Here is a 13,702-nt window from a genome sequence, read left to right on the forward strand (position 1 = left end):
CACTCTATATTGGTAACAAATTTAAATTTCGTTCGATTTTTTTATAAAAAAACAAGGGAACGCTCAGCGTTCCCTCTCAAACCCAATCCGTTTTTTAATTTCTGCTAAATTTACCTTCGCAATAGTACGCGCCCGCTCAGCACCTTTTTCTAACGCTTCATATAATAAACTTGGCTCATTCATATACAGAGCGTACTTCTCACGAGGTCCAGCTAATTCACGGTCTACAACGCGAAACAACTCTTTTTTCACATCGCCCCATCCGATTCCAGTTCCATATTTTTCACGCATGAACTGCATTTCATCTTCTGTCGCAAATTCTTTATATATCATAAATAACGTTTCTAGTTCTTTCGGTTCATTCGGAAGTGAGGAGTCTGTTTTAATTTTAAATATTAATTTTCGTAGTTTTTCTTGCTCTGTAAATAACGGGATCACATTTCCATAACTTTTACTCATCTTCCTTCCATCAAGATCAGGTAAAATGGCACCTTCTTCTTGTATGACATACTCCGGAAGCGTAAATGTCATACCAAATGTATGATTAAAATACGTCGCAATATCACGCGCGATTTCAATATGCTGAATTTGGTCTTTCCCTACCGGCACATGAGTAGCTTGAAATAGTAATATGTCAGCTGCCATTAAAATCGGATACGTATATAATCCCATATTCACGCCTGCATCTACCTCTAAACCCGCTTCTTTATTTTGCTCCACCTTCGCTTTATACGCATGGGCACGGTTCATAATCCCTTTCGGAGTTAGGCAAGCTAATATCCAAGCTAATTCTAGAATCTCCGGCACTTCTGTTTGCCTGTAGAAAATAACATCTTCTCCAAGTCCAAGTGATAACCAAGTAGCTGCTACCTCTTTCGTATAACTACTAAACTGACTTGGATCATGAACAGCATTTAACGCATGATAATCCGCTATAAAATACAATGCTTTTCCTTCATTCTTCTTTGACATTTGTAATGCAGGTTTAATCGCACCAATATAATTTCCTAAATGAGGATAACCTGTCGGCTTAATTCCTGTTAACATTATTTTTTCGCTCACCCTAACTCCTCCTTCCTTAAAATAAAAAGAGCCCCTCATCCTATAAAAAGGACGAGAGACTCCCGCGGTACCACCTTCATTAGCTATCATTAATAGCTCGCTTCAATTTCGTAACGTGAAGTAACCGTCTTTGCCTACTCATTTCAGCTAGAAGCTCCGGAGCCCATTCCATATTCATCCCTTACTGATTTCCACCACATATCAGCTCTCTGCAAAGTTTTGAATATGTACTCTTCTCTTTCTTTGCTTTTCGTTATTTTTTTACAGTTTATCACATTTCTCGTTCTCTCAAAACTGAATTTTCTATTTTTATTAAGTTTTAACAATAGTTATTACCAATTTATTCCGAACGATATATAATCAATATATATAGAATTGATTTGTAATACAAAAACGAGGTGATGTCATGGGTTGGTTTACTAAAAAGAATGATACGTTTAAGATTGATGTATTTAAGAACGATGATAATAGTCACGATGATACTTTAGGGGTAATTATACATTTCACACCTATCGCAATATATTTATACACCTGCGATGAGTACATAGAAACATTTGACGGTGCGCTCACTTTTGAAAATGAGAACGGAAATCAAGTAGAAATCGGGGGTACCTTCATTTCTCTTGAAGTAGATGCTAATTTTCGCATGGACGATTTAATATTTGATTACAAACTAAAGGAAAGCAATCTACCTATCATTGAATTAAAAGCCTACGCATAAGGTTTATTTGTTTACTTCAACAAGAGTATAAATAAAAAAAGGGCTAAAACAGTTTTATCTGTTTTAGCTCTTTTTTACGTATTCAACTTAACAAATCTATAACTATGCGTTACTAACACTTTTAATATCGCATATCCTGGAATTGCTAAAATAATCCCCATAATTCCAAATAAATTTCCGGCAGTTAAAATAATAAAAATGATAGTAATTGGGTGAATGTCTAGCTTTTTTCCCATAACTTGCGGAGAAATAAATTTACCTTCTGCTAATTGTACGACCATCATAACGATAATTACTTTTAACACCATTGCTGGCGAGTCAATAAATGCGATAATTAATGCTGGTGTAATTGCAATGATTGGTCCTACGTACGGAACGATATTTACAATCATTGCTAAAATAGCGAGTAATACCGCATATTTAATACCAATAATAAGGTAACCGATTAATAGCATAATACCGATAAACAAGCTAACGATAATTTGTCCTCTAATATACGAGCTAATCGCATAATGCATATCATCTAGTATTCTCATCGCTGCTGGTTGTCTTTGCTCTGAAATAAACTTTAAAAAGTGGTTCGGTAATTGTTCACCATCTTTTAAAAGATAGAACAATATAAATGGAACCATTACAAACGTTAAAACGACCTCTGTAACAGTACTTAAAAATCCAGTTACATTTCCAGTTACTGATGATAGCGACTTCGTAAAATCAACTGTGTAGTCTTTTACCATACTCGCTACATCAATATTTAAATTCTCTTGAATTTTGCCTAGTAAATTACTTTCCCCGAATCTACGTGCTGCTCGTTCAATTTCATGACCGAAATACGGTAAGTTATCTATTAATGCATCAATTTGATCTTTAATAATCGGGATTACTGTTACAACTAAAAATACAAATAATCCTAGTACTATTATATATATAGAAGCGATTGATACGATTCTGGAAACACCTTTCTTTTCTAAAAGCGAAACGAATGGATGTAATATATAAAATAGCACCCCCGCTAATAATACGGGGAAGAAAATTGTTTTTAAAAAGACGATAAACGGAGTAAAAACAAAAGAAATTTTCGTTAGCAGTAATATGTTAATAAACAATAACGCAAAGCCAAGTAACACCGCTAAATAATTTTGTTCTCTAAAAAACTTTTTCAACTTATCTCTTTTTCTAATATTTAATTTCTCCAATGAAACCACCTCTTCGAATGATGAAAAGCCCTTATTCAGGGCTTTTCATCATGATCTATATCTTTATTTTCTTGCAGCTTTCACTACAAATGATACAATAAGAATTAATACGATTGCACCTAATAATGCTGGCACGACATGAATCCCACCAAATGATGGCCCAAAAGATCCAAATAGTCTACCACCTAATGAAGCACCTAACAAACCTGCGATAATATTTCCAAACATACCACCCGGAAAATTTTTACCCGTTATAGAACCTGCAATTGCACCTATAATAGCACCAACTATTAATGTGATAATCCATCCCATCTTTAGCCCTCCATTTCTATTATGGTGTATTTCTTTTTCATACTAAATTGTTATGTAACTATTATAATTATTATATCCAATAAAGAAAAATCTTGTCAAATCTATGAAAATAAAGTCTATAAGGAGGTTTTACCCTATGATTCAAAAATTAGTAACAACTTCTCACAACACCGCTACTTCTATTTTAAACATTCAAATACCCGCTTATGAAATTGAAGCAAAATATATAAATAGTACGGCTATTCCTCGTCTTTATGATACTGTAGCCGATATTCAATTATGTGATGGAATTTTTTACGGCTATTTTTATGAAGATACACTTGCTGGGTTTATTTCTTTTAAAATGGATGAAGAGGAAGTTGATATTCATCGTTTAGTAGTATCCCCCGATCATTTTCATAAAGGAATCGCCACAAAACTACTACTTTATGTATTTGACATGTTCTCCCCTTCACAAACATATATTGTACAAACAGGGAAAGAAAATACACCTGCTCTGTCTTTATATAAAAAACATGGATTTATTAAAATAAATGATATTATATTACCCGATGGAGTGGTTTTAACCTCACTCAAAAAATCAGAAAATATAAAATAGTTTGACTCATCAATTTATTTATGTTATCCTTTACTTTATAAATCCTTTTGCTGAGTCCAAATTTTGGAGCGGGGGAACCATTTTTGTAGCCATGCTACTTGGGGCGAATCTTATTTAAGTAGGGAAACTCTCACTTCCCGAGTCCGACAGCTAACCTCGTAAGCGTAATGGGAGAGGAAGGTGCTTTTTGCCTATGTTACACAGTGTACCTCCTTAATTATAAATATGGGATCGATACCAATAGACACCTATATTTATAGAAAAGGAGACATGTATAATGTTACGTTTATCTGATCACGCAATAAAAATGATGGAGCAAAGACTTCGACTCGAACAACATCGCACATATCAAGCAAATAAAGTGGTAGATAACTTACATCACAAATACTTCTTTCAGCATATTTTTCAACCGAAAAGATAAAGAGAAAAACACAAGGTGTGTCTATACAGACATTCCTTGTGTTTTTTATATTTCTTATAATATTCTCACTACATTTAAACTTGCCGTAATCGCACCTGCTATAGTGGTCACATGCCCTACACCTAACGGACCATTTTGTAATATTAACGTGGAATTGGCACTCGTTACATTCACAAGAAGTGTATTTGAAATGGCTGGTTCGATTACTACCGTTGATGTCGTCACATTTTGTATGAAACTCCCTGTTACTTGTGTTCCATTTAATAGCAACCTAACAGATACTGTCTCATTCCCACCAGTCGCGTCCCCTTGGAAATAGTAGCTTACTAAATATATTCCTGGTGTGGATACTGTGACAGTTGTAGCACTAGTTAAAGATACACCAGTTCCATATACAGTGGATCCAGAATTAATTGGGATGTTGGCATTTGCTGCAATTGTACTTGTTGAGGTAGAGAAGAAATAGCCGCCACCTGTTGATATAGCAGACGATCCAGTTGCTCCGGTTAAGCCGGTTGGGCCCGTAGCACCTGTTGGGCCTGTTATTCCCGTTCCCCCTGTTGCTCCTGTTATTCCTTGGATTCCTTGGATTCCTGTCGGTCCTGTTGCACCAGTCGATCCAGTCGCTCCGGTTGCTCCGGTTGCTCCCGTCACACCTTGTGGGCCTTGAATTCCTTGGATTCCTTGTGGGCCTGTTATTCCAGTCACTCCGGTTGCTCCCGTCGGACCCGTTATCCCCTGTGGGCCTTGGATTCCTTGGATTCCTTGTGGACCCGTTACTCCCGTCGCTCCAGTCGCTCCCGTTGGTCCGGTTACTCCTTGTGGGCCTTGGATTCCTTGAATTCCCCGTGGACCTTGTTCCCCCATCGGACCTTGACTACCTTGAGCACCTTGTGGTCCTGTTAAGCCAGTTGGACCAGTTGGGCCAATTTCTCCCTGCACCCCTTGCACTCCTTGAATTCCTGTCGGACCTGTTGGACCAATTGGTCCTTGTACGCCTTGTATTCCTTGCGGGCCAGTCGGTCCACCTAAAGAACCTGTCGGACCCGTTGGACCTGTTGGCCCCGTAATACCTGACGCCGGAAAAGGAATAGGTGCTTGAAACTTACTACACTTATCTTGATCCCTCACAAGCATCTCCCCCGTTATAACTAACGTGTCAAACTATTTTTAATACATTTAAACTAGCTGTTATCACTCCAGATAATGTCGTTACATGCCCAATAGCTAATGGACCATTTTGCAAAGATAAAGTAGCATTTGAAGAAGTAACATTAATGACCATCGTATTCGAAACCGCTGGTTCTAATACAAAAGTACCTCCTGTAACATAAAAAATAAAACTCCCTGCGACTTGCGTTCCATTTAAAGTAAGACTCACAGAAATCGTTTCATTCCCCCCATTTGGATCACCTTGAAAATAATAGCTTACTAAATATATTCCCGGCGTACTTAACGTTACAGTTGTTGCATTTGTTAAACTGACACCGGAACCAAAAGTTGTAGATCCAGAATTGATTGGTATTAACGCATTCGCTGCAATTGCACTCGTTGAAGTAGAAAAGAAATAACCGCCACCGCTAGGTAAGCCAGTCGCTCCTGTTGCACCTACAATTCCTAAAAAACCTATAGGCCCTTGACTACCAGTTGCTCCAGTAGGTCCCACAACTCCAATCGGCCCTTGACTACCTTGCGCTCCGGCTGGCCCTTGACTACCACTAACGCCTGTCATTCCACTTACTCCAGTTGGGCCTTGCAAACCTTGAATACCTTGAGTACCTTGTATTCCAGTTACTCCGGTTGCTCCGGTAGGTCCTGTACTTCCTGTACTTCCTTGTATCCCTATAATCCCTTGAACGCCTTGTATCCCTTGTACTCCGGTCGCTCCTGTTTCTCCAGTTACACCCGTAATCCCAACATTTCCTTGTGGTCCTTCGGGTCCCTCGATACCTTGCGCCCCTTGCACTCCTTGTGGGCCTGTTATCCCGCTTTCTCCTATATTCCCTTGAAGGCCTCTAATTCCTTGTGCACCTGTCGGGCCTGTTATTCCTTGTATCCCTTGCATACCTTGAGAACCTTGCGCTCCTGTTGGGCCTACTATACCTTGTGTTCCTTGAGGACCTTGGAGACCGATGGCACCAGTTGGACCGATTATTCCTTGGACTCCTTGAAGACCTTGAGCACCTTGACCACCAGTTAATCCAATTTCCCCTTGTATTCCTTGAGGTCCTTGTATTCCTTGAACGCCAGCTGCTCCTGTTTCCCCTCGTATTCCTTGGGGACCTTCTGCGCCAGTTGCTCCTGTTATTCCTTGAACTCCTTGTATTCCTTGTGCACCTTGTACGCCAGCTACACCAATTATCCCTTGAGAACCTTGTGCTCCCCTTGCACCCTGAGCACCAGTGGGACCCGTTATACCTTGTAAACCTTGCGCTCCTATTGCACCAGTTCCCCCTGTTACACCACGTTCACCAGTTTCACCCGTTGGACCTGTTGGTCCCCCAGGTGGACCGGGCGGGCCAGATGGACCAGTCACTCCACTAGAGGGACCAATTGGACCGGTTATTCCTGTTGGTCCTCCAGGTGGACCTTCTGCACCTTGTGTACCAGTAGACCCAGTTGCTCCTGTTATTCCTCGTATTCCTTTTGGTCCTTGAAAACCTGTGGATCCCCTTACTCCTTGTATCCCTTGTATTCCTTGTGGACCTTCTTCTCCTTGTATACCTGTAGTTCCGTCCTCCCCTTGAATTCCTTGCACTCCTTGGGGACCTTGTGGACCTGTTACACCTGTAATACCAGCTTCACCTACCACACCTTGCATTCCTTGTGCTCCCGTTTGTCCTCGTTCGCCTATTTCTCCTTGTATTCCTTGGATGCCTTGTATACCTTGACTACCAGCAGGGCCTGTAATTCCTTGTATTCCTTCTAGTCCTTGTAATCCAATATCGCCAACAGGACCTTGCTCTCCAATTAATCCTTGAGGACCTTGTAAGCCGACTGGACCTGTAATTCCTTGCTCTCCAGTATCACCAATGGCACCTTGTATTCCTTGAGCTCCTGTTGTTCCTCGCGAACCTTGTATACCTTGAATACCTTGAGAGCCTTGTGGACCCGTTGCTCCTAAAGGCCCAGTGATTCCCGGAGGCCCGACAGGACCTTCATGCCCTCCAGTTGGACCAGTTGGACCACTATTACCAGTAGGACCCGTTGCTCCTATAAGCGGAAGAGGCAGTGCCACTCCAAATTTTTTGCACTTTCTATGATGACGCACAACAATCCCCCTTCCCCAAAATAATTACACCTTTTATATGAAATGCATTTTTATAAGAAAAGTACACCTCTGAACTCATTTTTCAAAAAATAAAGAAGCCTATCATTTCATTTATTTAAAATGATAGGCTTCTTTTTATAAAGCACTTTACTTTCTCGCCTTAATAATAAAGGTAGTCGGCACCATCCTAGCTTTACATAAAGAATAATATTTCGTAGACGGCGCAGCTAACTCTCCATCAAACGAGCTTGATGGTTCAGGCTCTTCTATTCTCTCCATTGTAAATCCCGCTCTATTTAACTCATTTATGTATGTACTTATTTTTCTCTTATATAATGTCGCTTGTACATTTTCCCCTTTAAATGTTTCAAACGTAATAGGTGTTTCCTCATGGTAAGAAGACTTTAAAGCAATTTCTTCTGTACCATACTGTAAATTTGAATATATTGGATGCTCCCAACTAAAGATAAAACTTCCTCCTGGCTTTACATATGAATAAATCAGTTCCAACGTTTTTCGTAAATTCGAAGTCCAACCTAATGCATAAATGGAATATACAATATCAAAATATCCTTTTGGAATATCCGATTCTTCTTCCATTGCTCCGCATATTAACTTTGGATTCCAACACTTTAAAGTTTCATTCGCTGTTTTAATTTGTTCACTTGAAAGATCAAGCCCCCATAACTCTTCCGCACCATGCTCTCCCATATATTGCAGCGAATGCCCACTTCCACATCCAATATCAAGAACCTTTTTATTTCTAATTGAATCGAACATATGAATCTCATCTTCAGACGCCGTATACGGACCATATTTCGGTAAACAATCCACTTGAAAGAAATATGGTGCAACTGTATCCCAACACTTTTTATTTAAAGCTAACATTTGTGTCCCTTTCATATTCTACATTCCCCCATCCAATTTTCTTCCCCTAATATAAATTACACATTATAACCCGATCTCCCTTTTCTCTTCGCCCGATAATTTTTCACTTTCGCAATCGTACCGCACGCTCTTCCTCCTGCTTCTCCAGCATACATACCGCACCATCTTTTACTTCCATTTCGCGAATGATCATAAAATACCCAGCGGCAATCTGGGCATGCTTTTAACCTTCCCCACAAATTTTCTTGAATCGCCATTAAAACCACGCTTAATACTTTTGTATATACATTCTCTTCGTGCACAGGCTCATATGTAATACCTTTCATATCTTCCTTTACATGTACATGAAATGGGTATTTCTCTAACCATTTTTGCAATGATTTTCCGCCTTCAATTGCCACCCGAATATCTTCTCGAAAACTTTTTAATTCCTCTATCGTATGGAATGGAACCTCTTCATGAAAATATTCTTTCATAAAGAGCTTTATATCCTCTTCTGTTTGCAGTATGTCAATTGGCTCTCTCGTATCGTTTGGTATTTTCCATGTATTTAAAAATTCCCGAATATATTCTAATTCATTTGGTGCATTTTGATTCAATTCCATCCACCTTCTTCTTAAAATTTACTTTTTTCTGACTTTATGTATAATTATAATATAAATTAGTTAACCATTAAATAATTTTACTGGTTACAACATTAGGAGGAGTTCTATGAAAAGTTTCTCAATACCGATACGTTTCATGCTTATTTCTTCATTCTTTATGTCTTTTGGCTATTTTGCAGTATACGCATTTTTAGCTATTTATCTATTAAGCTTTCTTCATTTTTCTGCTGTCCAAGTAGGAACAGTGTTGACAGTTATGACAATCACATCAAGAGTTATCCCTTTATTCTCAGGATTAATTGCTGACAAAATAGGCTATATCATTATGATGATAGCCGGATTATTTTTAAGAGGAATCGGATTTATCACTTTAGGAATATGCTCTGATTTCTATACAATTTCTATTTCTTCTGCACTTATTGGCTTCGGAACTGCATTTTACGAACCTGCTGCGCGCGCCATATTCGGCTCACAACCAGCTCATATGAGAAAAAATTTATTTACATATTTAAACCTTAGTTTTAATTGCGGTGCAATAATCGGACCAATTGCAGGAGGGTTCTTACTCTTACTCAATCCCATCTACGCTTTCTCTCTAACAGGATCACTTATGCTGTTATTCGCTTTTATCTTTTACTTACTTAAAAATCACTTTCAAGTCACTACTGAAAACACGTCTATTACATTTGGAATACAGGCTATCTTACAAAACAAGCCTTTTCTTCTGTTTTCATTTATCATGATTTTCTTCTATATTATGTTTACTCAGCTTACTGTCGCACTTCCACTTCATATGAAAAACATTAGTAATAGCAATCAGCTTACTACACTCGTTATTACGATAAATGCAATGACAGGCGTCATATTTATGGTATTATTTCGTAAACTATTTCATAAATACAATACACTTTCGATTATTAAATACGGTGTTTTATTAATGAGTTTTTCTTTTTTACTCATTCCTTTATTTCCACACCCATATTGGCTATTTATTTGTGTAATTTTATTTACAATTGGCGAAACACTCGTATTACCTAACGCTGATATTGCTATTGCAAATTACAGTAACGAATCATATACAGCTACTTACTTCGGATTTTATCAACTATCACTCGCATTTGGTTTTATCATCGGTAATTATACCGGTACATCTTTTACATCCAACTTAAGCGGAATGTATACACCATGGCTTATTTTCGGTGGAATAGGACTTATTGGTTTTATTTCACTCCATATTTTAAATATAAAAAAAGAGAGCTCTAAAGAAGATATATACCTATGTAATGAGACGAAACATCTTTAACACATTACAATTGAGATGGTACCTTTAGACAAGCAGCCTATAATAAAAAATTCGACCATCATATGTGACAGTCGAATTTTTTTATTCTTCATATTCAAGATGATTATGTCTTTTACAACCAAACAAATAGCAAGCCCCTATATGATAAGTTTCAAATTCTAACCCTGGAACATATCCAGATTTGATACGTTCTATCATTTTTTTATAACAATGATTCTCTTCTGTATATTCCTCAATTAACTCTTTCTTATCTTTTTCTGTCCAGTTTTCTTCTACTTCTTCATTTTGAACATCTTCTATTTCTGCTGTTTTCGCTTCGATAGATTCCCGTATAACTTCATTTATACGGGTGAAATTATTAGCTTTATATAGAGCATAAACAAATCTACCAATCCAATTGGGGCTTTTCCAAACTTCTTTATATCCCTTTTCGAACCATTGAATGGCTTCTTTATATCAATTCAACTCAACATATAAATCTGCTACATGAATTTCTCCTACAAAATCATCAGATTTCCTGTTAAAAGCATCTAACTTCTCTTTCGCTTCTATCGCTCGCCCTAAATCAATTAAACATTTTACATAGCTATACATGATATAGTCCGAATCCCCCGCAACTCGCAAGAAAAATTCCGAAGCTTTTTCTAACTCTCCAAGGTTATAATGCGCTACAGCTACATTGTGAAATGCTTCATTGGATGGTTGCATCGAAATAGACTTTTGTAATACTTCTTTCGCTTCTTCCCACTTTTCTTGTTTCGTGTAAATTTCCCCTAAGATGTTATAAGGAAAGTATGAGGAAGGATTCAACTTAACAACTTCTTTTATTAATTCAAGAGCTTTAGCATCATTCTCTTCCTCATAAAAGTACATCCAAGCAAGATTATTGAGAGATTGTACACCTCTAGATTCATCTACTGCTAGGTGAAACAGTTTCATTGCTTCCACATATTCATTTTTTTCAAACATTTCAATTGCCTTCTCGTTAATGTTCAAGTAACTACCTCCGAAGTGAATGAATTCATCTATTCCACATCGTTATTTTAATATGAAAAAATTGTAATTTCCATAAAAATAAGTCCTTTCGCCTGTCTACATGTCATCATATAGTTGGATAGCCAATTCATAATGATTTTGACAACACTGCTTTCTACAGAAAATATATACCTACTGGAAAGATACTGATTTAAAACAATAAGTAAACTTTTCAAACCCCTTAAATTGGATATACAGCCTGTTTAAATTTACATATTATGGTACAATTAAAAAGAGTGCTAGCTAAACAGTTACGTTCCACACTAGCAGTCTAGCAATGCCAAAATCAAAAATCACTTGAAATTGGGGGATGTTATGAGAAAGAAATTAAGTGCTCTTCTATTCATCGGAATCATATTATCCGGATGTTCAACTATAGCAGAAAATTCTTTAGAAACTGGAAAAGGCAGTATTGAATTATTAACACCGACGATTACAACAAAAGATAACGAATTAGAATTTAAGACTGAAGGCATTGATGAAAATAAAGTGACGTTTATTTATATCGCCAATAAAAAAGTATTGGAACAAAAAATTAATAATGGCGAATCCTACAAAGTTAACATTAAAGATATCGAGCACGCTCATAGGACAGATTACAAACCAAAAGTTCAACTTTTGCAAACGCAAGATGATCATAAAGATGGAGAGATGGTAACGTTTAAACAAGTTAGATATACAGTTAAAAAAAATTAATTTTATAGGTATTTCATTATAAATGTAACGAACGAAAATTCACTTTTAACAGAGGGTAAATGTAAGGGGTGCTAGCATGAAAAGAAGATGGATTTATTGGTGGATTGGTAACATATTTTGGATTATAACTTTCGGGATATTGGCAGCTATCATTTGGCTAAGAGAGGTTGATGGGACTGGTGTTACTCAAACACCTGAGCTGAAATTAATAGCCTTTATCGTTTTATTAATTGCATTTATATTACCACTAATTATTCAAGTTGTATGGTTACTTGTTAATCTGAGAAAAAGCAGAAAAAAATAACGCAGAAAAAAGAGAGGAATCTTTTTCAATATAGATTCCTCTCTTTTCTCTATGGGGCTTATACTGCACTTTTAAAGCTGCACAACTCCCTTCTCTTTACGATGCATGTTCATCTTTCTTCTTCATTAACGCTCTTTTCTTCATCGCCTTCGTTAAATATCCGCCTTTAAATGAACGGATTTCATAAGAAGACATAAACGCTTTTGGTGCAATTTGATTAATAATTTCTAACAGTTCTTTTTCTCTAGAACGCTTTGCAACGATATCTAAGCGATAACGTATAGAATTAATACCTTCGCCTTCAAATACTGTAACGCCAAATCCTGAGTGACGTAATTCATCTACTAATTCATTACAACGGTCTAGCAAACTAACTTGATACGTAATATAACCAATTGCTAATTTATTCTCTATATAACCGCCTAATAATAGTCCCGTACTAAAGCCAATGACATAGGCAATAATGTTCATCCAATTTGATAAATCTTGAAACACAATACCTAAACTGACAATGTAAATAGCTCCTTCTAACAATCCAACACCAGCAGCGGATCTTGTTTGATTCTTTACAAGCAAAATCGTACGGATTGTCAAAATTGGAACGTAAATAATTTGAAGCACAAAAATAAGTAACGCTTGTAACATTGGTATCCACCTCTTTCAAAAAGTCTTTTGTCATGATAACATACATAACCTTTAGAAATCGATGGGTTTTTTAATTTTTTTTTATTATTTTTCATACTATTGAAAAACGTAAAAAAGAAGCGTATTATATTTGTCGTAAATTTGATTCCTTTCATTAGCTCGCTTTAAACACAAAAAGGAACCCCATTAGGCCCCTTTCATCATAGCTCTATGTTTTTCGAAGCCTGTTCTCTTTGCTTCTCTTCTTCTTTCACTAACTGCACGTTTGCATAAGCTAAATTCGCAATCATTAAAAAGTGACCACCTAAAATGCCTGTACCGAATGCCCACATTTCCATTTCATGCTCAATTTCATACATAATAATAGCTCCTAAAATGGCTGCTGCAAATCGGTTTAAAACTCCTAATCCAGGAGCCTTTTCTTTCATTACGATACTTTTCCCAAGTTTCTCCACTCTGCGAGCCAATAACCAAAGGCAATATGCACTTACAGCTAATCCGATACCAAACCCTGTTACTTGTTTTCCAAACGGAGTAATCGTCCACATAAGTAGTAAACCACTAAAGATCGCATACAATTGTAATCGATATACACGTAAGGCTGCTTGAATCAAAATATCCGCTCCTAATTTCACATTTTTTATA

14 protein-coding genes, 2 pseudogenes, 1 riboswitch and 1 other annotated feature are annotated in these 13,702 nt (G+C 37.1%); of the genes and pseudogenes, 6 read left to right on the plus strand and 10 right to left on the minus strand.

Features of this window, described 5'->3' with window-relative positions:
- Window positions 1-63 precede the first annotated feature (63 nt).
- On the minus strand, window positions 64-1,101 hold the full coding sequence (locus JDS99_RS01895) for a tryptophan--tRNA ligase (RefSeq protein WP_199694388.1): 1,038 nt from the start codon (window positions 1,099-1,101) through the stop codon (window positions 64-66).
- A gap of 5 nt (window positions 1,102-1,106) precedes the next feature.
- Window positions 1,107-1,315 (minus strand) — a binding site (T-box leader).
- Between the two features lie 153 nt (window positions 1,316-1,468).
- Here JDS99_RS01895 and JDS99_RS01900 point away from each other — a divergent pair.
- Window positions 1,469-1,783: a hypothetical protein gene (locus tag JDS99_RS01900; protein ID WP_088064057.1), complete on the plus strand. Its 315-nt coding sequence runs from the start codon at window positions 1,469-1,471 to the stop codon at window positions 1,781-1,783.
- Between the two features lie 74 nt (window positions 1,784-1,857).
- Here the strand turns inward: JDS99_RS01900 and JDS99_RS01905 are convergent, their stop codons facing one another.
- Both JDS99_RS01905 and JDS99_RS01910 read right to left on the minus strand, forming a co-directional pair.
- On the minus strand, window positions 1,858-2,979 hold the full coding sequence (locus JDS99_RS01905; protein WP_048546503.1) for an AI-2E family transporter: 1,122 nt from the start codon (window positions 2,977-2,979) through the stop codon (window positions 1,858-1,860).
- Between the two features lie 63 nt (window positions 2,980-3,042).
- Window positions 3,043-3,291: a GlsB/YeaQ/YmgE family stress response membrane protein gene (locus JDS99_RS01910; RefSeq protein ID WP_000539721.1), complete on the minus strand. Its 249-nt coding sequence runs from the start codon at window positions 3,289-3,291 to the stop codon at window positions 3,043-3,045.
- 136 nt (window positions 3,292-3,427) lie between these two features.
- On the opposite strand from JDS99_RS01910, the gene JDS99_RS01915 reads away from it, so the two are divergent.
- Together JDS99_RS01915 and JDS99_RS01920 are read left to right on the plus strand one after the other, a co-directional pair.
- Entirely contained in the window at window positions 3,428-3,889 is a 462-nt protein-coding gene (locus JDS99_RS01915) for a GNAT family N-acetyltransferase (RefSeq protein ID WP_199694390.1), read from the plus strand.
- Window positions 3,890-3,927: 38 nt separating this feature from the next.
- Window positions 3,928-4,070: riboswitch (cyclic di-AMP (ydaO/yuaA leader) on the plus strand.
- A 96-nt stretch (window positions 4,071-4,166) separates the two neighbouring features.
- Entirely contained in the window at window positions 4,167-4,310 is a 144-nt protein-coding gene (locus JDS99_RS01920) for a hypothetical protein (RefSeq protein WP_000945246.1), read from the plus strand.
- Between the two features lie 54 nt (window positions 4,311-4,364).
- Here the strand turns inward: JDS99_RS01920 and JDS99_RS01925 are convergent.
- The 4 genes and pseudogenes from JDS99_RS01925 to JDS99_RS01940 all read right to left on the minus strand — a co-directional run.
- A pseudogene (locus tag JDS99_RS01925) lies at window positions 4,365-5,384 on the minus strand (collagen-like protein); the annotation flags it as partial.
- 85 nt (window positions 5,385-5,469) lie between these two features.
- Window positions 5,470-7,581: a collagen-like protein gene (locus JDS99_RS01930; protein WP_199694394.1), complete on the minus strand. Its 2,112-nt coding sequence runs from the start codon at window positions 7,579-7,581 to the stop codon at window positions 5,470-5,472.
- Window positions 7,582-7,728: 147 nt separating this feature from the next.
- Complete coding sequence (locus tag JDS99_RS01935) at window positions 7,729-8,484, minus strand: class I SAM-dependent methyltransferase (RefSeq protein ID WP_088064059.1); 756 nt, start codon at window positions 8,482-8,484, stop codon at window positions 7,729-7,731.
- A gap of 41 nt (window positions 8,485-8,525) precedes the next feature.
- Window positions 8,526-9,068: a CGNR zinc finger domain-containing protein gene (locus JDS99_RS01940; protein ID WP_199694396.1), complete on the minus strand. Its 543-nt coding sequence runs from the start codon at window positions 9,066-9,068 to the stop codon at window positions 8,526-8,528.
- A 112-nt stretch (window positions 9,069-9,180) separates the two neighbouring features.
- Between JDS99_RS01940 and JDS99_RS01945 the strand changes: the two genes are divergently transcribed.
- The gene (locus JDS99_RS01945; RefSeq protein WP_199694397.1) at window positions 9,181-10,377 is read left to right on the plus strand and encodes an MDR family MFS transporter; all 1,197 of its coding nucleotides are present in this window, start codon (window positions 9,181-9,183) and stop codon (window positions 10,375-10,377) included.
- Between the two features lie 81 nt (window positions 10,378-10,458).
- Here the strand turns inward: JDS99_RS01945 and JDS99_RS01950 are convergent.
- Window positions 10,459-11,373: pseudogene (locus JDS99_RS01950) on the minus strand (tetratricopeptide repeat protein).
- Window positions 11,374-11,727: 354 nt separating this feature from the next.
- Between JDS99_RS01950 and JDS99_RS01955 the strand changes: the two are divergent.
- Together JDS99_RS01955 and JDS99_RS01960 are read left to right on the plus strand one after the other, a co-directional pair.
- A complete protein-coding gene (locus JDS99_RS01955; protein WP_142291784.1) occupies window positions 11,728-12,108 on the plus strand; it encodes a hypothetical protein in 381 nt (126 codons plus the stop codon).
- Window positions 12,109-12,184: 76 nt separating this feature from the next.
- A complete protein-coding gene (locus JDS99_RS01960) occupies window positions 12,185-12,412 on the plus strand; it encodes a DUF3923 family protein (RefSeq protein WP_087984131.1) in 228 nt (75 codons plus the stop codon).
- A 96-nt stretch (window positions 12,413-12,508) separates the two neighbouring features.
- On the opposite strand, the gene JDS99_RS01965 is transcribed toward JDS99_RS01960, so the two are convergent.
- Together JDS99_RS01965 and JDS99_RS01970 are read right to left on the minus strand one after the other, a co-directional pair.
- Window positions 12,509-13,057 carry a DUF2179 domain-containing protein gene (locus JDS99_RS01965; protein WP_088064064.1) on the minus strand — a complete coding sequence of 183 codons (549 nt, stop codon included), beginning with the start codon at window positions 13,055-13,057 and terminating at the stop codon, window positions 12,509-12,511.
- Window positions 13,058-13,257: 200 nt separating this feature from the next.
- Window positions 13,258-13,671 carry an ATP synthase subunit I gene (locus JDS99_RS01970; protein WP_048546511.1) on the minus strand — a complete coding sequence of 138 codons (414 nt, stop codon included), beginning with the start codon at window positions 13,669-13,671 and terminating at the stop codon, window positions 13,258-13,260.
- Between the last annotated feature and the right edge of the window lie 31 nt (window positions 13,672-13,702).

The organism is Bacillus cereus group sp. N6 (genome assembly GCF_016483705.1).
Lineage (GTDB): Bacteria > Bacillota > Bacilli > Bacillales > Bacillaceae_G > Bacillus_A > Bacillus_A wiedmannii.